The sequence below is a fragment of the Mycobacterium shunyiense genome, assembly GCF_058270075.1.
Genome location: NZ_JBZDPU010000015.1, coordinates 314241 through 340352 on the forward strand (window position 1 = coordinate 314241; position 26112 = coordinate 340352).

At 66.9% G+C, this 26112-nt stretch carries 27 protein-coding genes and 1 pseudogene; 10 read left to right on the forward strand and 18 right to left on the reverse strand.

From position 1 onward, the window contains the following. Window positions 1–7: 7 nt before the first annotated feature. Window positions 8–907, forward strand: coding sequence for a TauD/TfdA dioxygenase family protein (locus AC4ELH_RS15845; RefSeq protein ID WP_448445702.1), 900 nt, complete (start codon window positions 8–10; stop codon window positions 905–907). Between the two features lies 1 nt (window position 908). Here the strand turns inward: AC4ELH_RS15845 and AC4ELH_RS15850 are convergent, their stop codons facing one another. Then, the gene (locus AC4ELH_RS15850; protein WP_498885315.1) at window positions 909–2900 is read right to left on the reverse strand and encodes a YhgE/Pip family protein; all 1992 of its coding nucleotides are present in this window, start codon (window positions 2898–2900) and stop codon (window positions 909–911) included. Beyond that, window positions 2900–3586, reverse strand: coding sequence for a P-loop NTPase family protein (locus tag AC4ELH_RS15855; protein WP_498885316.1), 687 nt, complete (start codon window positions 3584–3586; stop codon window positions 2900–2902). Before AC4ELH_RS15855 ends, AC4ELH_RS15850 begins: the two co-directional genes overlap by 1 nt. Before the next feature lie 58 nt (window positions 3587–3644). Here AC4ELH_RS15855 and AC4ELH_RS15860 point away from each other — a divergent pair, with 58 nt between their 5' ends. Continuing rightward, window positions 3645–4256, forward strand: coding sequence for a TetR/AcrR family transcriptional regulator (locus AC4ELH_RS15860; RefSeq protein ID WP_413784885.1), 612 nt, complete (start codon window positions 3645–3647; stop codon window positions 4254–4256). Between the two features lie 5 nt (window positions 4257–4261). Here AC4ELH_RS15860 and phoU read toward each other — a convergent pair whose 3' ends face one another. The 4 genes from phoU to guaB all read right to left on the reverse strand — a co-directional run bounded on the left by phoU (window position 4262) and on the right by guaB (window position 9613). Then, a complete protein-coding gene (phoU, locus tag AC4ELH_RS15865) occupies window positions 4262–4921 on the reverse strand; it encodes a phosphate signaling complex protein PhoU (protein WP_064878378.1) in 660 nt (219 codons plus the stop codon). 66 nt (window positions 4922–4987) lie between these two features. Then, entirely contained in the window at window positions 4988–6724 is a 1737-nt protein-coding gene (locus tag AC4ELH_RS15870; protein ID WP_448445705.1) for a GMC oxidoreductase, read from the reverse strand. Between the two features lie 181 nt (window positions 6725–6905). Then, window positions 6906–8033 (reverse strand): GuaB3 family IMP dehydrogenase-related protein, encoded by a 1128-nt coding sequence (locus AC4ELH_RS15875; protein ID WP_498886181.1) that lies wholly within the window; start codon window positions 8031–8033, stop codon window positions 6906–6908. Between the two features lie 38 nt (window positions 8034–8071). Next, window positions 8072–9613: an IMP dehydrogenase gene (guaB, locus tag AC4ELH_RS15880; RefSeq protein ID WP_055109737.1), complete on the reverse strand. Its 1542-nt coding sequence runs from the start codon at window positions 9611–9613 to the stop codon at window positions 8072–8074. Window positions 9614–9771: 158 nt separating this feature from the next. Between guaB and AC4ELH_RS15885 the strand changes: the two genes are divergently transcribed. Then, window positions 9772–10176 carry a DUF5319 domain-containing protein gene (locus AC4ELH_RS15885; RefSeq protein ID WP_003882245.1) on the forward strand — a complete coding sequence of 135 codons (405 nt, stop codon included), beginning with the start codon at window positions 9772–9774 and terminating at the stop codon, window positions 10174–10176. Here the strand turns inward: AC4ELH_RS15885 and AC4ELH_RS15890 are convergent. From AC4ELH_RS15890 to AC4ELH_RS15900, 3 genes are all read right to left on the reverse strand, one after another. Beyond that, the gene (locus AC4ELH_RS15890; protein ID WP_498885321.1) at window positions 10167–11354 is read right to left on the reverse strand and encodes an anti-sigma-D factor RsdA; all 1188 of its coding nucleotides are present in this window, start codon (window positions 11352–11354) and stop codon (window positions 10167–10169) included. The genes AC4ELH_RS15885 and AC4ELH_RS15890 overlap by 10 nt on opposite strands. Beyond that, window positions 11347–11925 carry a sigma-70 family RNA polymerase sigma factor gene (locus tag AC4ELH_RS15895; RefSeq protein WP_055109741.1) on the reverse strand — a complete coding sequence of 193 codons (579 nt, stop codon included), beginning with the start codon at window positions 11923–11925 and terminating at the stop codon, window positions 11347–11349. The genes AC4ELH_RS15890 and AC4ELH_RS15895 overlap by 8 nt, the downstream gene beginning before the upstream one ends. 101 nt (window positions 11926–12026) lie before the next feature. Next, on the reverse strand, window positions 12027–12824 hold the full coding sequence (locus AC4ELH_RS15900; RefSeq protein ID WP_448445710.1) for a tetratricopeptide repeat protein: 798 nt from the start codon (window positions 12822–12824) through the stop codon (window positions 12027–12029). Between the two features lie 437 nt (window positions 12825–13261). On the opposite strand from AC4ELH_RS15900, the gene AC4ELH_RS15905 reads away from it, so the two are divergent. Continuing rightward, window positions 13262–13552, forward strand: coding sequence for a WhiB family transcriptional regulator (locus AC4ELH_RS15905; protein WP_055111427.1), 291 nt, complete (start codon window positions 13262–13264; stop codon window positions 13550–13552). Window positions 13553–13641: 89 nt separating this feature from the next. On the opposite strand, the gene AC4ELH_RS15910 is transcribed toward AC4ELH_RS15905, so the two are convergent. Then, window positions 13642–13986, reverse strand: a complete 345-nt coding sequence (locus tag AC4ELH_RS15910) for a DoxX family protein (protein ID WP_064960857.1) — start codon at window positions 13984–13986, stop codon at window positions 13642–13644. Between the two features lie 95 nt (window positions 13987–14081). Between AC4ELH_RS15910 and AC4ELH_RS15915 the strand changes: the two genes are divergently transcribed. Next, window positions 14082–14948, forward strand: a complete 867-nt coding sequence (locus tag AC4ELH_RS15915) for a sigma-70 family RNA polymerase sigma factor (protein ID WP_498885324.1) — start codon at window positions 14082–14084, stop codon at window positions 14946–14948. Here the strand turns inward: AC4ELH_RS15915 and AC4ELH_RS15920 are convergent. Then, window positions 14945–16402 (reverse strand): amidase, encoded by a 1458-nt coding sequence (locus tag AC4ELH_RS15920; protein WP_498885325.1) that lies wholly within the window; start codon window positions 16400–16402, stop codon window positions 14945–14947. The genes AC4ELH_RS15915 and AC4ELH_RS15920 overlap by 4 nt on opposite strands. A 172-nt stretch (window positions 16403–16574) precedes the next feature. Between AC4ELH_RS15920 and AC4ELH_RS15925 the strand changes: the two genes are divergently transcribed. Further along, the gene (locus AC4ELH_RS15925) at window positions 16575–17039 is read left to right on the forward strand and encodes an OsmC family protein (RefSeq protein WP_498885327.1); all 465 of its coding nucleotides are present in this window, start codon (window positions 16575–16577) and stop codon (window positions 17037–17039) included. Window positions 17040–17081: 42 nt separating this feature from the next. After that, entirely contained in the window at window positions 17082–17489 is a 408-nt protein-coding gene (locus AC4ELH_RS15930) for a nitroreductase family deazaflavin-dependent oxidoreductase (RefSeq protein ID WP_055109748.1), read from the forward strand. Between the two features lie 20 nt (window positions 17490–17509). Here the strand turns inward: AC4ELH_RS15930 and AC4ELH_RS15935 are convergent, their stop codons facing one another. Next, window positions 17510–18058 carry a TetR/AcrR family transcriptional regulator gene (locus AC4ELH_RS15935; protein WP_498885329.1) on the reverse strand — a complete coding sequence of 183 codons (549 nt, stop codon included), beginning with the start codon at window positions 18056–18058 and terminating at the stop codon, window positions 17510–17512. A 136-nt stretch (window positions 18059–18194) separates the two neighbouring features. On the opposite strand from AC4ELH_RS15935, the gene AC4ELH_RS15940 reads away from it, so the two are divergent. Continuing rightward, on the forward strand, window positions 18195–18596 hold the full coding sequence (locus AC4ELH_RS15940; RefSeq protein ID WP_448445722.1) for a hypothetical protein: 402 nt from the start codon (window positions 18195–18197) through the stop codon (window positions 18594–18596). Between the two features lie 28 nt (window positions 18597–18624). Here the strand turns inward: AC4ELH_RS15940 and AC4ELH_RS15945 are convergent, their stop codons facing one another. From AC4ELH_RS15945 to AC4ELH_RS15965, 5 genes and pseudogenes are all read right to left on the reverse strand, one after another. After that, entirely contained in the window at window positions 18625–19407 is a 783-nt protein-coding gene (locus AC4ELH_RS15945) for an enoyl-CoA hydratase (protein ID WP_498885331.1), read from the reverse strand. Continuing rightward, window positions 19404–20438, reverse strand: a complete 1035-nt coding sequence (locus tag AC4ELH_RS15950; RefSeq protein WP_064878423.1) for a zinc-dependent alcohol dehydrogenase family protein — start codon at window positions 20436–20438, stop codon at window positions 19404–19406. The genes AC4ELH_RS15945 and AC4ELH_RS15950 overlap by 4 nt, the downstream gene beginning before the upstream one ends. A gap of 109 nt (window positions 20439–20547) precedes the next feature. Then, window positions 20548–21135 (reverse strand): HD domain-containing protein, encoded by a 588-nt coding sequence (locus tag AC4ELH_RS15955; RefSeq protein WP_064960840.1) that lies wholly within the window; start codon window positions 21133–21135, stop codon window positions 20548–20550. A 14-nt stretch (window positions 21136–21149) separates the two neighbouring features. Next, window positions 21150–22602, reverse strand: a pseudogene (locus tag AC4ELH_RS15960) (FAD-dependent oxidoreductase). Between the two features lie 92 nt (window positions 22603–22694). Further along, window positions 22695–24377 carry an outer membrane protein assembly factor BamB family protein gene (locus AC4ELH_RS15965; RefSeq protein WP_498885334.1) on the reverse strand — a complete coding sequence of 561 codons (1683 nt, stop codon included), beginning with the start codon at window positions 24375–24377 and terminating at the stop codon, window positions 22695–22697. Window positions 24378–24397: 20 nt separating this feature from the next. On the opposite strand from AC4ELH_RS15965, the gene AC4ELH_RS15970 reads away from it, so the two are divergent. Both AC4ELH_RS15970 and AC4ELH_RS15975 read left to right on the forward strand, forming a co-directional pair. Continuing rightward, window positions 24398–25063, forward strand: coding sequence for a DUF6891 domain-containing protein (locus AC4ELH_RS15970; protein WP_448445732.1), 666 nt, complete (start codon window positions 24398–24400; stop codon window positions 25061–25063). A gap of 66 nt (window positions 25064–25129) precedes the next feature. Next, window positions 25130–25666 carry a hypothetical protein gene (locus tag AC4ELH_RS15975; RefSeq protein WP_448445734.1) on the forward strand — a complete coding sequence of 179 codons (537 nt, stop codon included), beginning with the start codon at window positions 25130–25132 and terminating at the stop codon, window positions 25664–25666. Here the strand turns inward: AC4ELH_RS15975 and AC4ELH_RS15980 are convergent. Beyond that, window positions 25629–26108: an SRPBCC family protein gene (locus AC4ELH_RS15980; RefSeq protein WP_448445736.1), complete on the reverse strand. Its 480-nt coding sequence runs from the start codon at window positions 26106–26108 to the stop codon at window positions 25629–25631. The two genes, AC4ELH_RS15975 and AC4ELH_RS15980, sit on opposite strands and share 38 nt — an antisense overlap. Between the last annotated feature and the right edge of the window lie 4 nt (window positions 26109–26112).

Below are 26112 nucleotides of genomic sequence, written 5' to 3' on the forward strand. Positions count from 1 at the left end.
CAAGCCGATGACCGCTTCCACCACCGCTCCCCTCACCATCAAGAAGCTCGGCAGCCGCATCGGTGCCCGTATCGACGGGGTGAAACTGGGCGGGAATCTCGATGCGAGCACGGTCGCCGAAATCCGGCGCGCCCTGCTGGAGCACAAGGTGATCTTCTTCGGCGGCCAGCACCACCTCACCGACGAGGAGCATCACGCCTTCGCGCGCTTGATGGGCACGCCCGTCGGCCACCACGCCCTCAAGCAGAACGATGCCCCGCTGATCACCCCGCTCGATTCCGAGTACGCCAAGGCCACCCGCTGGCACACCGACGTCACGTTCGTGCCGGACTACCCGGCCATCTCGATCCTGCGCGCAGTGACACTGCCCGAGTACGGCGGATCGACCCTGTGGGCCTCGACCGCGGCCGCCTACGATCGGCTGCCCGCACCGCTCAAGGCGCTCACCGAGAACCTGTGGGCCGTCCACAGCAACCGCTTCGACTACGCCGCGGCACAGGCCATCGCCCTCAGCGAGGAACAGCAGCAGATGCGGGCCGCGTTTGAGAAGCCCGACTTCCGCACCGAACACCCGGTGGTGCGGGTGCACCCCGAGACCGGCGAACGCACCCTGGTGGCCGGTGACTTCACCCGCGGCTTCCTCGGCCTGGACAGCCATGAATCCGCCACCCTGCTAGAGCTGCTGCAACGACGCATCACCATGCCGGAGAATACGATTCGCTGGAACTGGGCTCCCGGTGACGTCGCGATGTGGGACAACCGGGCCACGCAGCACCGTGCGGTCGACGACTACGACGATCAGCGCCGAGTGATGCACCGGGTGACGCTGTCCGGCGATGTCCCCGTCGACATCCACGGACAGCCCAGCCGTCCCCTCGCCGATGCCGCTCTGCTGCAGGCGGTCTGACTCACATCTTGATCGCGGGCATCAGCCTGGTCATGTTCCACAGGCGGTTGCGCCGGGCCGACAATGCCGAAATGGTCAGGGCACCCGCCCAGATCACCAGCAGTGTGATGATCGCCTGCCACAGCCGGTGATCGATACCGCCCAGGATGAGCTGGCGTAATCCGTTGACGCCGTATGTCATCGGATCGTAGGCATGGAATACCTGGAACGGCCGGGACGTCGTCTCCACCGGATACATCCCGCCGGCGCTGACCAACTGGAGCATCAGCAGCGCCATCAACAGCACGCGTCCGACCGCGGGGCCGACGAGGGCGTTGACCGCTTGCGTCGCGGCGACGAACGCGCATGACACGAGGATCATGAAGCCCAGCATCGCGACCGGATGCACCACCTGCATGCCGAGCGCGAACCGCACCACGCAGTACAGGATGATCGCCTGGAACACCCCGATGAACGCCGCGGGCAGGTAGCTGGCGAGCACCACCCGGATCGCCAGCACCTCCGCGGCTATCGGGCGGTTCTGCAACGGGCGCAACACCATCCACAGCACCAGCGCGCCGAAGAACAGGGCGAGTGTGATGAAGAACGGTGCCATCCCGGTGCCGAAGTTGGGCGCGGAGTTCTCCGCCGAGTTCTGCAGGTGAACCGGGCCACCGATGGTGTCGGCGATCGCGTCCTTCTGCGCAGGCGTCCAATCCGGTACCTGACCGGCACCGTCGGCGAGCTTGGTGGCCAACTCGGCCGATCCGCTTCGCAACTGGGTGGTACCGGCTTTTAGCTGCCCGGCACCGGTGTCGAGTTTCGCGATACCACTGGCCAATTCGGAATTGCCCGAGGCGAGCTGCTGGGCACCGCCGCGCAGCTGGTTCAGCTTGGCGTTGAGGTCGGAGTTCTTGCTGCCCACCTGATCGAGCGCGGAGTTCAACGGGCTGCCGGGGTTGCGCAGCGACGAGGTCATCGAGATCGCCGCGTTCTCGGCGTCGGTGAGCTGCTGGCGGATCTGCGGAGTGAACTGGTGGGCCCGAAGGTCGCCCTGGACGCCGCGCAGAGTTCCGGCGGCGTTGTTGGCGATCGGATCCGAGCTGGCCGACAGCTGGTCGATCACCGAGGTCAACGCCGTCGCGGCCGAGTCCTGTGCCCCGGTGATGGCACCGATCTGGTCATTGGCCTGCCGCAGGGCAATTGTGCCGTCTTCCAGTTTCTGCGTGTCACCACCGATCTTCGACAGCGCCGAGCTCACCGCCACCAGCGGATCGGTGGCCTTGTTGATCCCATCGGAGAGCTGCTTGGCGCCGGTGGCGAGCTGCGCCGAGCCGGACCGGGCGGTGTGCAGGCCGGTCGCCAACTGGCCGGCGCCGTCATCGACTTTCACTGCGCCGTCAGCGAGTTGGGCCGCACCGTCGGCAGCCTGCTTGATCCCGGCACCCGAGCTGACCACCACGGAGAGCACCTGGTTGACCGCCTGGCCGGAGATCCGCGTCGACACCGCATTGAGCACCTGGTCGATCGCGGTGCGGCCGATGTTCGATGAGATGTAGTTGTTGGCGTCGTTGTACACCGCGTTCAGGTTGGCCTGCTTGGGCCGTCCGGTCAGAGGCGAAGCGATCGCCTCGCTGAAATCCGATGGCAGCTCGAGCATGAAGTAGTACGTGCCGTGGTCGACACCCTTGCGTGCCTCTTCTTCGTCCACCACATGCCAATTCAGGCTGGCGTCGTCGGTCAGGCTCTTGGCGATCTCGGCGCCGACATTGATCTGCTGTCCTGACACCACCGCGCCCCGATCCGAATTGACCAGTGCCACCGGCATTTTGTCGACCTGACCGAAGGGGTCCCAGTACGCCCAGAGATACAGCGCACCGTAGACGAGGGGCAACAGCATCAGCACGACGATCGCAGCGCGGGTCATCCGGCTGCGGCCGAAGCGTTTGATTTCCGAGCCGAAGGCGAGACCGGCTATCGGGGATGAGCCGCTTGCGCGAAGATCCTTCAGCATCACGAGTTCTTTCCGTTAAGGATGCGGTGATCGTGCAGGTCGTGGTCAGGAGCTTCATGGCCGAGCGGATTGGTCACTCCGACAACGACACTGCGCTGGGTGGCGATGGCGCCGAGCCGCTCGACCGCGATTGCGCGCCGGCAGTTGTCCCGGACCTGCTCGAGGTCACCGACCACGAGGATGGGGTGATTCGAGAACAGCGCCAGGGTGACCTTCAGCAGGAACAGGTCGAGGTCGGACAGTTCGCTGATGTAGGTTTCCGGCGCGGGCGGCGTCAGGTCTCCGAACACCTCCCGTAGTGCGGACTCACCGGCTTGCGCCGGCACCCGCCGGTACCACGGGGCCAGCCAGCGGCGCTGCTCGGCGAGCACCGTCTGGACGGTGACCGAGTCCTCGAGTTCGTCGATGTCGGCGAACGCCGCGATCGCGCAATGTCGGCGGATGTCGCGGGGCCGGGACTCGCCGCAGACGGTGACGGTGCCGTGGGTGGGTGCAAGGCGGCCGGCCAGCGTCAGCAGCAGCGCAGTCTGGCCCCATCCCCCGGGCATCTGGATGGCGTGGAATCCCGGGGTGAGCTCCAGGTCGATGTCGGAGAACAGCGGGCCGTGCTCGCCATCGACCCCGAGTCCCACCGTGGTGATCTGAGGCGCGCCTTGCGTGTCCTCGGCGTCGTCCCTGTCTTCCATCTCCGACCTTTCGATACTCACTGGTATCCATTCGATACTAGCGAGTATTGTGTTGGTCATGACTGCTGTCAAACCGGCACGTACGCGCCCGACCCGCGACGAGGTGCGCGACCGGATTCTGGATGCCGCGCTGACGGTTTTCGCCGCAGAAGGCTTCGCCGGCGCCACCATCGACGCCATCGGTCAGGCCGCGGGCTTCACCAAGGGAGCGGTGTACTCCAACTTCGAATCCAAGGACGAGCTGTTCCTGGCGCTGTTGGACCGGCAGTTCGAGAGCCGCGGCGCACTCATCGCGACCGCCCTCGACAGCGGGCAGGGCGACACCGCCGCGATCGCCGCGGCGCTGAGTCGCGCAACGCTGGACTCGATCCACGACCAGACCGAATACCAGATCGTCCTGATCGAGTACTGGCTGCGCGCAGTGCGCGATCCCGAGCTGCGCGAACGCCTGGTGGCGCGCCGCCGGACAGCCGCCGATCAAGCCTTGCGCATCGTCGAACAGGCCGGAACGTCACTGCCCGGCAAGCAACTGTCGGCACTCGCGCAGCTGGTGGTCACCATCATCTCGGGGATCGCCACCGAGGAGGTGCTGCAGCCGGGAACGATCGACATCGACACCCTCACCCGCTTGTTCACCGCGCTGCTGGAATCCAGCCCGGACGGGCGGTAACCGGCTCAGGCCAATTTCTTGTGCACGGGCCGTCCACCCGTGGCCTCGAAGATCACCCGCTTGCCGATCTCGACGGCGTGGTCGGCATACCGCTCGTAGTAGCGGCCCAGCAGTGCGACGTCGACAGCCGAGCACACCCCGTCCTCCCACTGACGGTCCAGCAGCAGGGTGAACAGGTGGCGGTGCTCGGCGTCGACGCCGTCGTCCTCGTCGCGCAGTCGCGCGGCGGCGTCCGGATCCCGCGACACCAGCACCTCTTGCGCGGTCTGCGCCAACCGGACGGCTTGCGATCCCATGTCGGTGAAACTCGCGCGCACTTCGTCAGGCAGGGCGCAATCGGGGTGACGCAACCGGGAGATGTCGGCGACATGGACAGCGAGCGCGCCCATCCGGTCGATATCGGCGGCGATGTGCATCGACCCGACCACTGTGCGCAACTCGCCGGCGACAGGCTGCTGGAGGACCAGCAGCCGGAATGCGGACTCCTCGATGCGGCGGTTGTAGTCGGCGATGTGTTCGTGGTCGGCGATGACCTGCTCGGCCAAGGACAGATCGGAGTCGAGCAGGGCCTCGTTGGCCCGCTGCATCGCGCTGACCGCCAGTGCACACATCTCGGCCAGTTGGTCGGACAATGCCGCCAACTCGTCGTGAAATGCCTTTCGCATCGCCACACCCTTCCTCGCCGGACGGTGCCGCCCGGCGAGGGTTAGGTACCCGGAATGCGGCGGGGGCTAACCGCCCGTGTTGACGGGTTCGATCGGCAGCCGCCGCAACCCACCGGGAGCCTCGGCCGGCACCACGGGACGCTCGGGAGCGATCGGCGCCAGCTTCCGGTAGGACTCACCTTGAGCCGGACGCTCGTCGTTCTGTCCCTTGTTCGGCCAGAGCGACGCCGCGCGTTCGGCCTGCGCGGTGATCGAAAGCGACGGGTTCACGCCGAGGTTCGCCGATATCGCCGCGCCGTCCATGACGTAGAGCGTCGGATAGTTGTACACCCGCTGGTACGGGTCGATGACACCGTGCTCGGCGCTGTCGCCGATCGCCGCCCCACCGAGGAAGTGCGCCGTGAGCGGGATGTTGAACAGCTCGCCCCAGGTGCCACCCGCGACGCCGTCGACCTTCTCCGCCATCCGCCTGGTGAACTCGTTGCCCACCGGGATCCACGTCGGATTCGGTTCACCGTGGCCCTGTTTGGACGTCATCACCCGCTTGCCCCCGGGCCCACGCTTGGTGAAGGTGGTGATCGAGTTGTCCAGGTGCTGCATCACCAGCGCGATCACCGTGCGCTCGCTCCACCGCTGCGGGTTGAGGAGCCGGACCAGCTTGCCCGGATCCTCGCGGGCCTGATCGAGGAACTGCCGCCAACGAGGAACGTCGGTGCCCTTCGGCCCGGTGCCGTCGGTCATCAGCGTCTGCAGCAGGCCCATCGCGTTGGAACCCTTGCCGTAGCGCACCGGTTCCACATGGGTGTCGGAGGTGGGATGCACCGAGGAGGTGATCGCCACGCCATGGGTGAGATCCATGCCGGGTGTCACCGTGAGGGTCTGCGCCCCCACGATGGACTCGGAGTTGGTCCGGGTCAGCACGCCCAGCTTGTCGGAGAGCTTGGTCAGCTTGCCGGTGTCCCGCATCTTGAACAGCAGCTTCTGGGTGTTGTACGTCCCGGCCGCCAGGATCAGATGATTCGCGGTGAAAGTCTTGCGGTGACGACGCAGCTTGCTGCCGGTCCGCACGGTGGTGACCTCCCAGACACCGTCGGCACGCTGCTCGAAACTCGTCACGGTGGTCAACGGATGTACTTGCGCGCCGGCCGATTCCGCCAGGCCGAGGTAATTCTTGACGAGCGTGTTCTTGGCGCCGTGACGGCAACCGGTCATGCACTCGCCACACTCGATACACCCGGTGCGGGCCGGGCCGACTCCGCCGAAGAAGGGATCCGGCACGGTCTTGCCGGGGGTCATCTCACCGTCGGGACCGAAGAACACGCCAACCGGTGTGGCGACGAACGTATCCCCGCAACCCATGTCGTCGGCGACCTCTTTGACGATGCGGTCCGCGTCGGTGAAGGTCGGGTTCTTCACGACCCCGAGCATCCGCTGAGCCTGGTCGTAGTGCGGCATCAACTCGGCCCGCCAGTCGGTGATGTCCTTCCACTGCGGGTCGTTGAAGAACGGGTCCGGCGGCACGTACAGGGTGTTGGCGTAGTTGAGGGATCCACCGCCAACACCGGCGCCGGCCAGGATCATGACGTTGCGCAGCAGATGGATGCGCTGGATGCCATACATGCCCAGCTGCGGCGCCCAGAGGAACTTGCGCAGATCCCACGAGGTCTTGGCGAAGTCGGCGTCGGTGAACCGCCGGCCGGCTTCGAGTACTCCGACCCGATAGCCCTTCTCGGTGAGGCGCAGCGCGCTGACGCTGCCGCCGAATCCCGAACCGATCACCAAGACGTCATAGTCAGGCTGCATGTGACCAGTATGACGCTACCCGCAGGTAACTTCTAGACAGGAGGCCCTAACTTGTAAAGAAGAATTTCTCCATGCGGCGGCGACCTCTACCGATTTCTACCTCAGGGTCGCGATCAGCGCCCGAGCACAACCCTGGTGCAGAAAACGGCGCAGCGGGCCCGGTCTGGGGATCCCGCCGAGATCAGGAACCGACCGTCAGGCCGACCTTCTGGAATTCCTTGAGATCGCAGTACCCGGCCTTGGCCATCGATCGGCGCAGACCGCCGACCAGGTTCAACGAGCCGAACGGATCGTCGGACGGTCCGGTGAGCACCTGCTCCAGGCTGGGCCGCTCCCCGACCGCCACCTGCAGCAGCGCGCCCCGCGGCAACGACGGGTGAGCCGCCGCCGACGGCCAGAACCAACCGCTGCCCTGCGCCTCGTCGGCCACCGCCAGCGGGGTACCGAGCACGACGGCGTCGGCGCCGCAGGCGATCGCCTTGGCCAGGTCGCCAGAGGTGTGGATGTCGCCGTCGGCCAGCACGTGCACGTAGCGGCCGCCGGTCTCGTCGAGGTATTCACGACGGGCGGCCGCCGCGTCGGCGATCGCCGTGGCCATCGGCACGCTGATGCCGAGCACTTCGTCGCTCGTGGTGACACCGGCAGTGGAGCCGTAGCCGACGATCACGCCGGCCGCGCCGGTGCGCATCAGGTGCAGCGCGGTGCGATGGTCGAGCACGCCGCCGGCCACCACCGGCACGTCGAGCTCGGAGATGAAGGTCTTCAGGTTGAGCGGCTCGCCGTCGGACGCGACCCGCTCGGCGGAGATGATGGTGCCCTGGATGACCAGCAGGTCGATCCCGGCGGCCACCAGCGTCGGGGTCAGGGCCTGAGCGTTCTGCGGGCTGACGCGGACCGCCGTGGTCACGCCGGCTTCGCGGATGCGCGCGACCGCCGCGCCGAGCAGGTCGGGGTCCAGCGGGGCGGCGTGCAGCTGCTGCAGCATGCGGATCGCCGCCGAGTCGTCGTCGGTGTTCGCCGCGACATCGAGGACCTTCGCGATCTTCTCCTCGACATCGGCATGCCGGCCGATCAGCCCCTCGCCGTTGAGCACGCCGAGACCGCCGAGGCGCCCCATCTCGATCGCGAACTCCACCGACACCAGCGAGTCGGTCGGGTGTGCGATGACCGGAACCTCGAAGCGGTAGGCATCGAGCTGCCAGGCCGTCGAGACATCCTGGGACGAACGGGTGCGCCGCGAGGGCACGATCGTGACGTCGTCGAGCTCATAGGTACGGCGGGCGGTCCTGCCCATGCCGATTTCAACCATGTCGCGCATGACTGTTCTTAGTCTCCTGCCCCACCGATTCAGCGGGTGTAGTAGTTGGGGGCCTCGACAGTCATGGTGATGTCGTGCGGGTGGCTTTCCTTCAACCCGGCCGCCGTGATCTGGACGAACTGCGCCTGCTGCAACTGCTCGATGGTCGCCGAGCCGGTGTAGCCCATGGCTGCCCGCAGCCCGCCGGTGAGCTGGTGGATCACCGAGCCCAGCGGCCCCCGGAACGGCACCCGGCCCTCGATGCCCTCGGGCACCAGCTTGTCCTCGGAGAGCACGTCGTCCTGGAAGTAGCGGTCTTTGGAGTAGGACTTGCCACCGCCGCGTCCCTGCATGGCACCCAGCGAGCCCATGCCGCGGTAGCTCTTGAACTGCTTGCCGTTGACGAAGATCAGGTCGCCCGGCGACTCGGCGGTGCCGGCCAGCAGCGAGCCCAGCATGGCCGTCGATGCGCCGGCCGCCAGCGCCTTGGCGATGTCGCCCGAGTACTGCAGACCGCCATCGGCGATCACCGGCACGCCGTAGGGCTTGCAGGCGGCGACGGCTTCGAGGATCGCGGTGATCTGCGGGGCGCCGACACCGGCGACCACGCGGGTGGTGCAGATCGAGCCGGGGCCCACACCGACCTTGACCGCGTCGGCGCCGGCCTGCACCAGCGCAGCGGCCGCGGCGCGGGTCGCGACGTTGCCGCCGACGACCTCGACGCGGTCGCCCACGGTCTGCTTCACCCGCGCCACCATGTCGAGCACGCCGCGGTTGTGGGCGTGGGCGGTGTCGACGATCAGCACGTCGACTCCGGCGTCGACCAGTGTCATGGCCCTCGCCCAGGCGTCGTCGCCGACGCCCACCGCAGCGCCGACCAGGAGCCGGCCGTCGCTGTCCTTGGTGGCCAACGGGAACTGCTCGGTCTTGACGAAGTCCTTGACGGTGATCAGGCCGGTCAGCTTGCCGTGACCGTCGACGATCGGCAGCTTCTCGATCTTGTGGCGGCGCAGCAGGCCGAGGGCAGCCTCGGCGGACACGCCTTCCTGGGCGGTGATCAGCGGCGTCTTGGTCATCACCTCGGCGACGGGCTTGTTCTCGTCGACCTCGAAGCGCATGTCGCGGTTGGTGATGATCCCCACGAGTTGCCCGGCCTCGTCGACGACCGGGAGCCCCGAGATCCGGAACCGGGCGCACATCGCGTCGACCTCGGCCAGGGTGTTGGTGGGCGAGCAGGTGACCGGGTCGGTGACCATACCGGCCTCCGACCTCTTCACCGTCTCCACCTGGGCGGCCTGTTCGGCGGCCGGAAGGTTGCGGTGCAGCACGCCCATCCCACCGGCGCGGGCCATCGCGATGGCCATCCGCGATTCGGTGACGGTGTCCATCGCGGAGCTGACCATCGGCACCCGCAGACGGATGTTCCGGGTCAGCTGGCTCGAGGTGTCAGCGGTGGCCGGGACCACATCCGAGGCAGCAGGCAGCAGCAGGACGTCATCAAAGGTGAGACCGAGCATCGCGATCTTGGTGGGATCGTCGCCGCCGGTCGACACCGGTACGGCAATGGGAACGCTGCTTTCAGCGATCGACATGGGTGGGGCCTCCAGTGGCAGGCGTGGGGCTTATAACCCGATTCTATCGGCTCGGTTATTGACAGTGATGTTGCCGTTCCTTGCACCTCAGGGTGCACATCCCCCCGCGCATCAGGACGGCTGGCGCGATACCTGTGCGGCTGCGTAGTGTGGGACTCGTGCGTGACCACCTCCCCCCTGGTTTGCCGCCCGATCCGTTTGCCGATGATCCTTGCGATCCTTCTGCTGCGCTGGACGCGATCGAGCCGGGCCAGCCGCTGGACCCTCAGGAACGGACGGCTGTCGAGGCTGATCTAGCTGATCTCGCGGTATACGAGGCGCTGTTGGCGCACAAGGGAATTCGCGGTCTCGTCGTCTGCTGTGACGAATGCCAGCAGGACCACTACCACGACTGGGACATGCTGCGGGCCAACCTGCTGCAGCTGCTCGTCGACGGCACGGTGCGCCCGCACGAGCCGGCCTACGACCCCGAGCCCGATGCCTACGTGACGTGGGACTACTGCCGCGGCTATGCTGACGCGTCCCTCAACGAGGCGACCTCGGACACCGACGGCTACCGCTGACCGCCGCCTAGCCCCGGCAACAGGGGCACTTCGATCCCCGGCGATGCCGGGCCCTCTCCGTTATGTCCGCCCGACGGGCTTTCGTGACCTCCGCCACTGCTGGGCTCCACAGGTGCGGCCTGCGTGGTACGCACCGACGGCGCGGACGGCACGGATGTCGGCTCGACGGTCGGCGCGACAGTCGTAGTGGTCACCGCGGGCGCTTCGGCCGCCGGTGCGGCCGTGGTGGTCGGCGCCGAGGACGTGCGAGGCGCCGCCGGCGTTGAGGCGGGCGAGGACTCTGTCGCAGTGGCCGGCGCGCTCGTCGTCGGCTCGGCACTGCTCGACGGCGTCGGGGCCGTGGTCGACGACGGCGGCGTCGACGGCTGGCTGGTCGTCGGTTGCGACGTCGGGTTCTCCGATGGCGACGTGGGTGACGTGGACGTCTCCGAACCCGGGCTGGGCTCTGTCGTCGGTGTCGAAGGCCCGGTCGTCGGTGTCGAAGGCGACGTCGGCGTCGTCTCCCCCGGCGTGGACGGGGACTGCGGCGTCGTCGTCACCGTCACCTCGGGTAACACCACCGGCGGTGCATCGGGCGGCACGGTCGCGTTCGGGTCGCGGTTCTCCACCTTGACCGACAGTTGCTGCCACTGGTCGACGAGTTCCTGCTTGCGCTGCTCGTCGCCGACGGTGGCGACCGTGGTCGTGATGGTCTGCAGCTTCTGCTGGGCCTGCTCCCACTGCCCGTCGTCGATCATCTGCTGGACCTGCTTGAGCTCGCTCGACGCCAGTTCGACCCCCACGTCGCGGGTTACCGGCGCGGACCCGAAGACCAATCCGCGCACCCCGTAGAGGGCATCGCCCGGGCCGGAGCCGTACACGGCCGCACCGAACCCGCCGAGGCACAGCACCGCGGCCGCCATGGAGCCCACCAGCGCCATCGGGATGCGCACCCGACCCTGCCCGGTCGCCTTGTCGAGCGCCTTGACGGCCTCACGCGGTGTCGCGATGCCCGCCATCGGGGTTTGTCGTGCGTCGTCGCGCCAACCGGCCAGCAGGACGGCCAGTTCGGCCTCCTCCCGGTCGGTCGCATAGACCTGCCGCTCGAGGGACAGCGCCTCGATGAATTTCTCGGACCGGTTGATCTCGTTGAGGGACGGATCACCACCGTTTGAGGTCCAGCGGCCGAAGTCAGGCATGGTCGCGCCCCGTCGCCATGATCTCGTTCTTCAGCCGGGCGAGCGCACGGTGCTGCGCGACGCGCACGGCGCCGGCGGTGCTTCCGACGGCCTCCGCGGTCTCCTCGGCGCTCATGCCGACGACGATGCGCAGGATCAGGATCTCGCGCTGCTTCTCGGGCAGCACGGACAGCAGCCTGGCCATCCGTTCAGAAGACTCGGTGTCGAGAGCGGTCTGCTCGGGCCCCGCGTCAAGGGAGAACCGCTCGGGCACCACCTCGGTGGGCTCGGCACGGTTCCTGGCTGCCGCGCGATGCGCGTCAGCAACCTTGTGCGCAGCGATGCCGTAGACAAAGGCCAGGAACGGGCGTCCCTGATCCTTGTAGCGCGGCAGCGCCGTAATGGCGGCCAAGCAAACCTCCTGCGCAACGTCATCAGCTGATAGACCACTGCGCTCGGTCGCCCCCACCCTCGCCCGGACATACCGAACGACGATCGGCCGAATGATCTCCAGCACTTCCGAGAGCGCGTTCCGATCACCTGCCACTGCGTCAGCAACGACAATGTCGAGACGGTCTCCCGAACTTGTCATCGTGGGCGATCTCTCCAGCGTTACGTTGCACCGACACTCGGGGCGGATTGGCTCAGCTAAACAATAACGATCGATGAGGCAGGGCCCTGCCGGTGCCAGATCTAGGCGCCGGCCCACACCCCGCCTCTGCGACGCACTGTATCGGCGCCGAGGTCCCGGATCCGGTTGATTTGGGCAGCGTCGTGTGACTCGCTGCCGATGTCGGCCAGCACGCACGCCAACGCCCAGCGCAGCGGGATCAGTCCGAATTTCTCGGTGGCCGGCAGTGCCGCGTCGGCGACCTCCCGCGCGGCGTCGAGCTCGCCGGCACTGCACAGCGCCGCGGCCAGCACGACGTCGGATTTGACGGCGTGGCGCGTCGAGCGGTGACCGGCCGCGGCCGCGACTCCGCATCGGGCATGTTCGACGGCCTCGGCGCCGCGGCCCTGGACCATGGCCAGTTCGGCGCTCACCCACGACAGCCGGATCCGCTGCCGCGAGTCGCCGGGGGTGTCTATGGCGCGAGCCCGGTCGAGCAGTCGGGCCGACACCCCGAACCGGCCCATCCCCAAGGCGTCGGCGGCGAGCCCGACGAGCGCGTCGCCGGCGGCCTCGTCATCGTCGCCGCGGTGCGCCCACGCCTGGCCGTCGGCGCCGCGAGCGCGCGCGTGCCCACCCAGCTGGCGAAGAAACGAGGCGCGGGTGCTGTGGACCAGCGAGACCAACGGACCCGAGTCCTGGCACCGCAGGATCTCGGCAAGCTCGGTGAGCGCACAGGCGTAGCGCCCCTGCCCGCCGGCGGCGACCGCCCGCAGCCAGCGCTCGTGCGGCGTGGTCGCGCCGGGCAGCGGCCAGCGGCCGGGGTCGGCCCCGAAGGCAGCGTCAGCCAGGGCCGCGGCGGCCCCTGCGATTGCAGTCATCGGTCAGCGACGCTATCAATACCGTCGGTACCGCCGGGTTCGTGGGCAACCCGGCACGGACGGATACGCCGGAATTCACGTTGCCGGCGACAATTAGTTAACAATTGATGGCTCGAATGTTAATGGCAGGTCAACTAACTATCGCCCGGCCGGAATAGCGCATGACGACACCTCTGGTCCGAGCAGGGAAAATCCGATGACCTCTAGCAGATCCTTAACACCGATGTCTCGGTCACCGCGTCACAATGATGAACGTGATGTAAATTCTCGACCTGCGGTTATGTCCTTTAGCACATCGGCAAGGTATTGACTCGCTTTATCGGGCCCCCCTAGTTTGTGTGCACGAGCGGTCATCGGCGACATGTGCTCAGTTCGGTTCCACCGACTCAAACCCGCCCACTTTTGGCGAAATGGGCGAGCAGAGAGGGGTTTTCCAAATGCCGCAGCCGCAGCAACTTCCCGGACCCAATGCGGATATCTGGGATTGGCAAATGCAGGGACTTTGCCGTGGAGTCGATTCGTCAGTGTTCTTCCATCCCGATGGCGAGCGCGGGCGGGCCCGGGCGCAACGCGAGGTTCGCGCCAAGGAGATGTGCCGCAGCTGCCCGGTGATCACCCAGTGCCGCACCCACGCGCTCGCCGTCGGCGAGCCCTATGGCATCTGGGGCGGCTTGAGCGAGTCCGAGCGCGAGCTCTTGCTCAAGCGGGGGATCCGCCGCAGCGCCTGAATCCCGCAGCAAACTTCACACGCCGAACTGCAGAGGCTCCATTCCGCGAGGGATGGGGCCTTTGCAGTTCCTGGCATCCACAGCCAGGGTCAGCCCGCCAGGAAGGCCCCAAGCGCGAGGACCGCGAGCACGAGGAACGCGGCGGGAAAGGCGATGTTGTAGAACACGCCCGCACGGATGTGGGTGATGACGGCGCCGACGAAGAACCCGATCAGCCCGATCGCGGCGGCGATACCCAGCGGCGGGAAGGCCAACAGGCCCACGAGCAGTCCGACCGCGCCCGCGCCCTTGAGCAGTCCGAGGGTCGGTACCCAACTCCGCGGGACACCGACCTCGGCGGAGTTCGCGAGGACGAAGCGGACCGCGGCGAGGTCCGCGACGGCCATCGCCCCATTGGCCACGATGGCGATCGCGACGATCACGGCCGCGATCATGCCGAGTTGTAGGGTCATGATGGTCGTCTCCCATGTTCGGATGCTGCGGTGGTGGTTCACCTTGATGACGTTTCCGACGCCCGGAAGGTGACGCTGTGACCGATCTGGAGACCCTGGCCGCCCGGTTCGAGGAGGATCGGCACCACTTACGCGAGGTCGCCCACCGACTGCTCGGCTCGGTGCATGACGCCGACGACGCGGTCCAGGCCGCGTGGCTGAAAGTGAGCCGGCGCGGCATCGCCGAGGTGACCAATCCGACTGGCTGGTTCACCACGGTGACCGCCCACGAATGCCTCGACCGACTCCGGGAGCGGAAACGCCGCGCGGAAGTGCTCGGCGCCGACGAGCACGTTCCTGCTGCCGTGGCTCCGGCCGCCGAGGAACAGGTGGCCATGGCCGAGTCGGTGGGCCGCGCCCTGCTGGTGGTGCTCGACCGGCTCTCCCCCGCCCAGCGCGTGGCGTTCGTTCTGCACGACGCCTTCGCCGTGCCCTTCGACGACATCGCCGCGCTGCTCGACCGCACGCCGGCAGCCACCAAGAAACTGGCCAGCCGGGCCCGGGAGCGGGTGCGGGGTGCAACCAGCGCGGCTCGCCCCACCGCCGAACACCTGTCCGTCGCGCGAGCTTTCCTGGCAGCCTCGCAGGAGGGCGACCTCGACGCTCTGCTGGAGATCCTCGACCCCGACGTGGTGCGCCGCGTGGACCGAGTGCTCGTCGGCGGGCACATTCCCGTCGAGCTTCGGGGCGCCCGGGAGTTCGTCGAGGAGTCCAAGCTGTTCGCCGCGACAGCGCGCGGCGGCGAGGTCGCCGTTCTCGACGGCGCCGCGGGCATCGTCGTCGCGCCCGCCGGTCAGCTCAAGTCCCTACTGCGCCTTGATATTCGGGACGGCCGGATCCATGTCATCGACATCATCGGCGATCCGGACCGCCTGGCGTCGGTCGACGTGACGTTGGCGGACTAGGCACCCGGAGGTGCCTGGAAGCCACCGATCTGCTGTTCGAGCAGTTCGGCCAGCCGCAGCGGCGTGTGGTCCTCAAACATCGGACCGATGAGCTGCACTCCCACCGGCAGTCCCTCGGCGGACCGCCCCGCCGGTACGGCGGTAGCGGGCAGGCCGGGCATGGTGGCCAGTCCGGCCCAGACGAGCTGGTCGAAGTACGCGTACTCGACACCGTCGACATCGATCCGACGTTCCAACAGATCTGGGTTGTGGTCATGCGGGAACGCCGGAGTCGGCGTGATCGGACACACGACGACATCGAACTCACCGAACAACTGTCGCCAGCCCTGGCGGTGGAGTTCGCGACGGTTGTTCACCTCGATCCAATCGCGGTGGCTCGACACCATTCCGCGCAACCGAGCCGCATCGAGGCTCTGATCGTCTGGGCTCAGGCCGGCGGCGAGGGTTTGCAGCTGCTCGTACGCGTCGACCGGGAATCGCGCCGAGGTGCTGGAAAACAGCAACTGCGTGTACAGCAACGCGGCTTCGGCCAGATCTGGCAGCAGTGGACTGTGTCGTTCGACGCGGGCACCGCTGGAAGCAAGGGCATCCGCCACCCGGCTGATGCCGGCGCGCACCGCGGCTGAGGTTGCGAGGAACGGATGCTCATCGAGGACCAGGACCCGGAAGTCGCCGAGGCCCTCATGACGCGGGGGCGGCAGCGTCACCCGGTGTGCCACACCGAGAGTCAGCGGGTCCGGTCCTGCCATCACGTCGAGCAGGAGTGCGAGATCGCGGGCAGTGCGCGCCATCGGACCGACGACGGCGAGGTCGGACTCGGTCGGCAATGCCGGGGTCGACGGCGGGGTCATACCGCGGATCGCGGCCAGGCCGAGGGTCGGCTTGTGCGCGTAGACGCCGCAGAAATGCGCGGGGGTCCGCAACGATCCGGCGAGGTCGGAGCCGATGGACAGGGCGCCGAACCCGGAGGCCAGGGCCGCCGCCGAGCCGCCTGAGGATCCGCCCGAGGTACGACCGGGATCCCACGGATTGTTGGTGGTGCCGTAGATGTCGTTGAAGGTCTGGATGTCTTGCAGCCCCAACGGGACGTTGGTCTTACCCAGCACCACCGCACCGGCGGCCTTGAGCCGCGACACCTGTACCGCGTCCTCGGCCGGCCGGAAGTCCCGGAACTGCGGCATGCCCCAGGTCGTGGGCAGCCCGGCCATGTTGTAGGACTCCTTGACCGTCACCGGAATACCCAGCAGCGGCCGGTCTTCACCCCGGGCACGTGCCCGGTCGGCGTCCCGCGCCGTCTCTCGTGCCCGGTCGAAGTCGGGCACACAGATCGCGTTGATCACCGGATCATCCCGCTCGATCCCGGCGATCGCCGCCTCGGTCAGTTCCTCCGAGGACACTTCACCGGCGCGCAACGCGACCGCCAACTCACCGGCCGACTGAAAATTCCGCTCCATGAATCCGACGCTAAACGCGCGCTGCGGGAGCCATAAAATCCCACTTCCTGCAACAGCTGATTTCCTCGGCGAGCAGTTCCCCCGCAAGCCCGCGGTACCCAGGTTGCGGACGGACAACTCATGCGACGATCCGGTCTGGAAAGCCATCGATCGACTTGTTGAGGAGAGCGGGATGACATCTGAGGAACCCGGGCGCGACACCGCATCGCCGGTCGGTGTGGTGACCGTGGCCGAGACGGGCGCCGGTACCTACACCCAGCAGATCACCGCCGGACGCCACCAACTCATCGCCGACGAGCCCCTTCCGGTGGGCGACGATTCCGGCCCGAATCCCTATGACCTGGTACTGGCCGGCCTGGGTGCGTGTACGTCCATGACGGTGCGGATGTATGCCAACCGCAAAGGCTGGCCGCTTCAGCAGGTACGAGTAGCGTTGCGGCACTCCCGTATTCATGCCAAAGACTGTGCCGACTGTGAGACCACCAAGGGCATGATCGACCACATCGATCGCGAGATCGAATTGGTCGGCGACCTCGACGACACCCAACGGGAACGGTTGATGGGCATCGCCGAGCGCTGCCCGGTACACCAGACCCTCACCTCGTCGGTCCACATCACCACGACCGCGATTTCGTGATCCGCGGGCCTCATCGCGGTGTGCAGGCGTAGGAAGGAAGCCATGGCAGACAACTGGAATGACAACATCATCGCCGAGTTCCGGGCCAATGGAGGCAAGGTCGGCGGTCCGTTCGAGGGTGCGACCCTTCTCCTGCTGCACACCACCGGAGCCAAGTCCGGCAAGGAGCGCGTCAACCCGGTGATGGCGTTCGACCTCGACGGGAAACTCGCCATCGTCGGTTCCTATGCGGGCGCTGATGTCGACCCCGCGTGGTTGCACAATCTGCGCGCGCATCCCGATGCCCACATCGAGATCGGCACCGACGCCTACGACGTACATGCTCGGGAAATGCCGCGGGCCGAGCGCGATGCCGCCTATCCACGGATCGTCGAGAAGGCGCCGGGATTCGGCGAATACCAGACCAAGACCGACCGGGTCATCCCGGTCATCGAGTTGCAGCGGCGATAACCGAAATCAACGCCGGTGGCCTAGTCCGACGCTCGCACAGTAGGCCAGAAGAGCCGGAACAAGCGCTCATCCCAGCCCTCCTGGGCACCGCCGGTCCGGGCGCTTTCGGCGATGTAGGCACCGACCACCGCATCGATCAGCGTCACCGTGTCGACGTCCGCGCGCATCGAAGCATCGGCCTTTGCGGCATCGACCACGGCAGCCAGCGCCGCACGTTGGTCGACGAGGATCCGCCTGAAAACGGCGGTGAATTCGGGATCATCCTCCGTGAGCATCGCCGCCAGGCCACCGAGGCCGATGCCGTCCTCGACCATCCCGACCGCCTGCGCGATGAGCCACCGCAGCCGCTCGGGCGCTGTCGCATCTGGATCCACCGGACCCGGGGACGCGAGGCGCGACAGCGCGCTCGCGAGCATGTCCCGTCGATTTGGATGCCGCCGGTAGATCGTCGTTTTCGCGATTCCTGAGTGCGCGGCCACCGCCTCGACCGTCACGGCGCGAGGTCCGCCGCTCCGCAGCAGGTGCAGCGTCGATTCCGCGATGCCGTCCTCGACCCTTCCCTGCGCCACCGCCCGGCCTCCTTCGCTCGCCAATCGCCTGCCGGGAATATCGCATCCCGGTTATGCGCTACGCTATACGTATCGAACGATACGCTCCGCGTAGCGTTTCGTTCGTCCGCACATTCGATTCCTACGAGGTGATCCCATGCTGAAGGCTTTCCGTCGCATTCCGGTTTCCAACGTCGCGTACGTTCTCCTGCTTGTCGCATTCGTCGCACTCGGACTGTTCGTCACGGCCATGGCGCTTGGCAGCAACCTGGCGGTCGTCGCAGCGGTTGCAATGGTCGCCTGCCTCGGCAGCGCCGTGGCCGGCTTCCGGGCAAGTGCCCGGAGACTGAGTGCTGCCCGGTTACCGGGCGCCCCGACCAACAACGTGAGCATGTTCTCCACCCCGGTCGACCAGGGTCAGGTGGATCGTTATCGCGAGATGTACCGTGCCGAAGGCCAAGTCCGCACCGAAGACCGGACCATGGCTGTCCTTCCCGGTGGAGAATCGATGAACCTGATTGCCCCCTCGGCGGATACCCGGCACCGCCACGCCGCCTGACGTCGCGACCAGTCGGTGGCGCCGCCGGCTACGTCGACGCCACCGACCAAGTGGGAGAGCGTTTTTCGATGAAGGCCTGCACACCTTCGAGTGCGCTCGGATCCATCATGTTGCAGGCCATCGTCGTGCCCGCGTCGGCGTAGGCAGACTCGATGTCGGCCTCGATCTGCCGGTAGAACAACGCTTTCCCCATCGCGACGGCAACCCGGGGCTTCGCCACGATGCTCGCGACCAGCGCCTCTACCTCGTCGTCCAGGGCGTCCGCTGCCGCCACCCGGTTGACCAGCCCCAGCGACCGGGCCTGCTCGGCAGAGACGAACTCACCGGTGACCAGCATCTCGAAGGCGGCCTTGCGAGGCACGTTGCGCGACAATGCCACTCCCGGAGTCGCACAGAACAGCCCGACATTGACGCCGCTCACCGCCAGCCGTGCGTCATCGCTCGCCACCGCGAGGTCGCACATCGCGACAAGTTGGCAGCCCGCTGCGGTGGCAAGCCCCTGGACCCGCGCGATCACCGGCACGGGGAGGCGCTGAATCGACAGCATCACTTTGGTGCACTGTTCGAACAATCGCTCGTAGTACGCCAGCGACGGCTCGGCCCGCATTTCCTTGAGGTCGTGCCCAGCGCAGAAGGCCTTGCCGGACGCTGCCAGGATCACGGCCCGCACGGTCTGGTCTTCGGCCAGCCCGTCGAACGCGTCACCGAGGGCGGTCAGCATCGCCTCCGACAACGCGTTGAAGGCCTGCGGGCGGTTCAGGGTGAGCGTGACGACACCACGCTCATCACGGTCCTGAAGGAGCAGTGTCATGGCTCGATCAACACCTTGAGGGCCTCGCGGTCGGCCATCGCGCGGTAGCCGTCGGGGGTTTCGTCGAGACCGATGGTCCGGTCGAACACCCGACCGGGTTCGATGACGCCGTCGAGAACATCGGGCATGAGTTCCTCGATGTAGGCGCGAGCGGGCGCGACACCGCCGGTGAGGGTGACGTTGCGGAAGAACGTGCCGAAACCCATTGGCACTTCGGTGTATTGAGATACGCCCAGGCGGCTGACGCGACCACCGGCGCGGACCGCGTCGAGGGCGGTGGCCAGCGACGGCTCGGTCCCGACACATTCGATCACCGCGTGCGTACCGTCACCGCCGGTGAGTTCGCGGATCTTCTCGACGGCTTCGTCGCCGCGTTCGGCGACGACGTCGGTAGCGCCGAACTCGCGCCCGAGGTCGGTGCGGACCGTGTGCCGGCCGTTCAGGATGATCTGCTCGGCACCCAACCGCTTGGCGGCCAGCACTGCGCACAGCCCCACCGCACCGTCACCGATGACGGTCACCGAAGATCCCGGCCCCACCCCGGCCGTGACCACGCCGTGGTGACCGGTGCAGAAGACGTCGGACAACGTCAGCAGGGACGGCATGAGCGCCGAGTCCTCCGCCACCGGAAGCTTCACCAGCGTGCCCTGCGCCTGTGGGACGCGCACGGCCTCGCCCTGGCCTGCATCGACGCCGGGAGCGCCCCAACCACCACCGTGACGGCACGACGTCTGCAATCCCTCCTGGCAGAAGTCACACGTGTTGTCCGCCCACACAAAGGGGGCGACCACCAGATCGCCGCGCCCCAAACCGGACACGTCAGCGCCGACGTCTTCGACGATGCCGATGAATTCGTGGCCCATCCGCCTGCCACCGTCCTTGTGCGGCATCGACTGGTACGGCCACAGATCGCTACCGCAGATGCAGGCTCGGGTGACCCGCACGATCGCATCGGTGGGTTCCTTCACAACGGGGTCGGGTACGTCCTCGACACGCACGTCGCCGGCCCCATACATCACGGTTGCTCGCATGCTCGGTTCCTTCACTCGTCCGGGTGGCAGGTGAGTCCCAACGTTTCGAGGCTAAGCCCGCGGCAGCTGCTCTGTCCCGGGAGCACCTGATTGTCCGGTCCTGCCAGCTTCAGGCGTCCATCGGGTTGGCCCGGATGCGGTCGGCGCCATTGTTGGCCACCGATGCGGCAGCGGCGCCACCTGGTTTGCGGCCGGCCTGGTCCTCGAAGCACGCGATGAATTCGCGGCCGAACGAATGTCTGGGATATCGCGCGAGGATGTCGGTCCTCACGTCGGTGGGGAACTCCTCCGGCCTGCGTCCGACGACGTCCCAGCCGGTGGCCACCTGCAAGAGGTGCGACTCAGGGTCGGCCGCCGCCGAAATGTCGTCGCGCATGTGCAACACGATGATCTCCGTCGCCCTGCCGGCCCGGTCGGCAGACCACCCGGCCGCCACGCCGAACACCCAGGCCAGGTCCCCACCCGCCTCCTCGAACGACACCCGGTGACTGTCGAACGGGTCGGTGAGCCCGATGTCGTGCAGCAGTGCCGAGACGTAGTAGAGCTCGTCGTCGAAAGCTATGCCATGTGCCGCCGCATACGTCGCGCCCCACAGATATGAACGGATGCAGTGGTTGAGCAAGGCAGGTGAATAGAAGCGCGTTGCCACCGCGAGGGCCGCTGCGGCGGCCGGCGTCTGCGGAAACGTCTCGTCCATGAGTCTTCTCTCCCTCAGAAGTTCAAGCCCGAGAACATGATCCGTCCCGGGTCATACTTCTGTCGAGTAGCGGCCAACCGGGACAGATTGGCGCCGAAATACCGCGACGCCGGTTGGTTCGCCTCGAGATAGTTGACGTAGCCGCCGGCCGAATACGGCGCCACCGCCTGATGGGCGGTGGCCAGCCAGTTGGCTGCTGCCGCAGGCGAACCGGCGGTTTCCACATACCACTGCACCAGTGAGGACTGCCGCCGCCACGGAAAGGCGGTGTCACCCGGACCCACGGTGGCCAGCGCGCCGTCGAGCGCATGCATGATGACGATCGGGCGGCCGGCCCCCGCAGGGAAGGCGTTGAATGCCGCAGCGATTCCCTGAGCCGCGGCCGGGGTGATCGTCGGGAAGACGTCGGATCCGCCGACATAGCCGAGCGGTGACGGGTTGAGATTGTCGGCGGCCAGGAACTTCACCAGATCCAGGTAGTTGAACGTGCGGTTCTCGGTGTTGGCCGGCTGCAGCCCCACGGCCTTGATCACGGCGGCTCCCACGCTGCTGCCCGACCCGGCCGGACAGGTCGCCAGGATGCGACAGTGCGCGCCCTGCGGATCGGTGATGGTGTCGGCCAGTGCCCAGCTGCTGCGGTCGGCGGTACGCAGCCAGTTCTGCCAGCCCAGGAGGACCTGCGGGAAAGACTCCAGCGGGAAATGCAGCCCGACGACGTCCACGTCGCTGGTCGGGAACGTGGCGAAGGTCAGCGCCGTCGTCACCCCGAAATTGCCGCCACCACCGCCGCGCAATGCCCAGTACAGATCCGGGTTCTCGGTGGCCGAGGCCGTCACCCCGGCGCCGCCCGGCAGCACCACGGTCGCCGCCACCAATTGATCACTCAATAGGCCCGCGTGCCGCGATTGGGCACCCAGCCCACCACCCAGGGCGTGCCCCGCGACGCCGACCGACGGGCAGGTACCCGTCGGGATGCCCCGCCCGGCACCGGCCAGCGCCTGGTGAATCGCGTACAGCGAGGTCGCGGGCGTTACCGTCACACGCCCGGTCGCCGCGTCGTAGTTGATGTCACCGGGCAGTTGGCGCAGGTCCAGCACCATCGTTCCGTTGGCTGTCGACGCGCCCACATACGAGTGCCCGCCGCCGCGAGGAGCAACCTTGAGGTTGTGCGTCGCAGCGAAGGCCAGCGCCCCGTTGCACGTCCGCCGCCGATGCCGGGGTGACGACCGCCGCCGGTGTCAGGCCGTTGAAGTTGGTGTTGAAAACACTTTTGGCCGAAGCGAATTGCCCGCCGCTGTCCGGAAGTACCACTTTCCCGTTGATGGCAGCCGAGAGGTCACCCCAGCCGGCCGGATCCGCACTGGCCCGGCTCGACCCGAACACCGCGCCGACGGCCAACGCGCCCACGGCGCCGCGCAGGAACGTCTGACGCGAGACCCCACGCGGCGACTCCCGCGGTTCCGTCATATCCGCATTGTGAGCTGCCCGGGATCAAAAGCCCCGCTCATGCTTGGCGTGTCGCGTCAATGGTCGTTGACGGGCGGAGCCGATGGCGCGTGTCAAATCACCCGAATCACGATGTTGCGATCGGAGATATACGCTCCGCCCGACACCCAGACTTGGTCAGAGCCATCGTCAAACTTCTTCCGCCACAACTCCTTCCCACTGGCGTCGACACAGATCACATCCCGTTGGTCACGGTACAAGTACCGCGCACCATCGGATCCGAGGAAGAAGGTCATCTGCACATTCGCGGTTGGCGCAACGTTGACATCCTGGCAACTACCAGCCTTCAGCTTGGCATCCGAGGTCTCCTGCACACCGATCACGCACAATTCGCCACTGCCGAATCCCCCGATCATGTTGGCAAGCACCGCATCTGCGCCGGCGGGATACGTCCAGAGAATGCGTCCGGATTGCCCGTCGAACGCACGGAATTCGCCGGTAGATCGGTTGTAGGCCAGCGGATAGTAGAAACCTGACGACCCGTACGGGTCGTTGTCGGGACGCCCCAAGGGAAATTGGTATATTCCGGAGCCCGCATTGCCCATCAGTGTGTATCCCTCGCTGGGCACAGTGGCGGTGTTTCTACCGCTGAAGTCAAAGAACTTGAACGAGTTTGCAAATGCCACCGCGAATCCCGATGCAAAAGCGGTATTCGAGGTGCTCGGTTCGCTCACGATGGGCTTCCCGGTGTTGGCGTCAAGCACCTCATGCTCGGTGATGACGACCCCTTGATCGCCGAACACCGAGACGCCGTCATGCCGAACACGCCATGCCTCGTTGCCGTCCGCGCCATACGAGACCAGTTCATTGCGAAAAACGACAGCGATGCCGTCACCGCTTCCTTGAAGATTGGTTATCCGGTCCGACGGCAACGAAGGCTGGCTCAATATGCGTCCGGTTGCCACGTCGAGGAACACCAGCACCTCGGGATCTCCACAGCAGAGATTCAGATTGAGTCCACATCCCATGGTCTTTGCCGAGCGGGTGATGACGCACTTGGCACTCCCAAACCGGTTGATATTGACCGTGGGCGGCTTGACTCCTTGCGACCAGCGTGGTTCGCCGGTCTCCTTGTCCAAGGCCATCACGCCTTGATCCGACCCGACCACCACGGTGTAGGCATCGCCGCCGAGCACGTAGGCATCAATGCCGGTCTCGTAGGTCCAGCGTGGTGTGTCGATCGGCTGCTCAAGCGAGGGCAACGCTACGTCGGCCGGCGGCCGTAAGTCGCCCAGCGGCGGCACGGACGCCGGCAGCGGTCCCCCGCCGGCCGCAGTCACCTCGCCGGCCCCGCCGCCGCCGCGGTTCAACCACCACAGAAGAGTGCCGATCCCCGCGGACGCGACGACGACGGCAGCCACCACGGTGAGCACCAACCACACCTTGCGCTTCTTGCGCGGAGGTTCAGGCGGTGGCCCTGCCGGTTGATATCCGGCCTGAAAAACCGGAGGAAACTGACCGAACGACGGGTCCGCCGGTGGGAATTGAGGACCACCGCCCTGGAACGGACTCGCCGGCGGCTGGTTGCCGAAGGGGTTCGAGTGAGGGTTCGGCGCGCCCCCCGCCGACGAAAACGGGTCGTTCGGATAAGTCACCGTCATTCCGTACCACGCCGCCAGGCCGGTAGCAATGTTGTGCGGTTTGCCGACGTGGCTGCCATCCCCCGCTTTTCGTGCACGCGTCGACTCGTAACCGCGGTTACGATCGCCCCGCCGGGCGGATTCGCTCGTCCCCACAACATCTGGAGGCCAGCGCTGTGAGCGCACCGTCGAACCCGAACGTGATCCCCGCGTACGCCGCGCTTCCCGACCTCGCGTTGGACGACGAGGACCGCGCCACCTTGACCTCAGAGATCTGGGGCATGCTGGTCACCGGCAACGACGACGTCGAGGACTTCCTCGACACCTATGCCGAGGACTACGAGCTCACCGAGGAACAGCTCACAGTCGCCTTCACGTCGCTACGCGAAGCGAGACTGCGCCAGCAGACCGAGATCGGTGACTACCGGTCCCGGACACACGCGGCGTTCGAGGAACTCAACGCCAACGGCGTGATCGCCCGCGCCGACTTTTCCTGCTGCGGAACCTGCGCGTCAGCCGAGATCGGCGACGAGCGCGACGACAGCCGCCACTGGAGCGGCTACATCTACTTCCACAGCCAGGACACCGACCGCCTGGTCGAGGACGGCGCCACCTATGTCGGCTATGGAGCGTTCGAGCCGGAGAACTTCGACGAGGAGGCCTACAACCGGCTGAGCGATCAGGCGAAGGAAGACCTTTACACCAGCGACGTGACCCGGATGCTCGACGAGGTGGTGTTCCCCATCGTGCGGCACCACGGCATCGAGCCGGAGTGGAACCGCGACCTCGGAACGCGGGTGCTGCTCACCAACGCCGACTGGTACGCGCCGATCGAGAGCTGACGATCTGTAACTCCTGTGGCGGGCGCGCCGACATACAGTTCAGCGCGTCCGAAGGAGGTTAGCCCGATGCCGAATCATCGTCGCCGCGCAATGACCGCCGTCGGTGCTGCGCTTGCCGTGCCGGCCGTCCTGAACATCGCCACTGCCCATGCGGCCCCGCTGCCCGGTTTCTGTGTGCCGCCCAACGTCGTCGACAACGTGTGCACAGCGCGACTGACATCCGTGACGGCCGACGTCATCGACGGGACGATCACCGGGACGCCGGTCGGCGGCGGGTCGGCGATCACCCTTGCGGGACAAGCGGATGCGTACCTGAAATCGACCGGATTCGGCGATACGCCGCCGGACCCGGTTCAAGAATGGGACACCCAGATCGACGAGGTCGGCAACCTCGACACCTCGCCCTCCAACCCCAATTGGTACGGCAACGCGAAGGCCAGGGTCTTCCTGCCCCGGACACTGAACGACCTGGCCACCAAGTTTCCTCCCGACACCTTGATCGTCCGGTTCGTGTCCGACGACGCCCGGCCGGACGCGTTGCGGTTGGTGTCGATTCAGCCGACCGCTACGCCCGACGCTGCGCCAACCCGGCCAGGTGCTTGAGCGAGTTGTCCAGGTGCTGCCGGTCGAACGGCGGGAACTCGATCTCTTCGCGAAGCGCGGGCGGCACCGCCGACCAGTCGTACGTGAGGGTGACCTCGGTCCGCTCGTCGCCGCGCGGCTCAAGGTCATAGCGCCAGATCCAGCCGCCGAACTCGATATTGGCGTCGTCATCGCCCTGGCCCGGTAGCCACGCAATCGCACGCGGAGGCTCGAAAACCTCGACCCGGTTGGCCATTTCGTAGTGCATGCCGCCGTAGTTGTCGTGGTACATCGCCATCCGGAAGATCTGGCCGGTGTCGGTCAGCGGCTTGCCGTCGAGTGACTCGCGCACCCAGCCGGTGCCGTCGATCGCCTGGTGGGTGGTCGGGTCCGCCAACACCGCGAACACGGTTTCCGCCGGCGCGTTGATGGTGCACGTGGCGCTCATTGTTTCGTCAGTCATATCG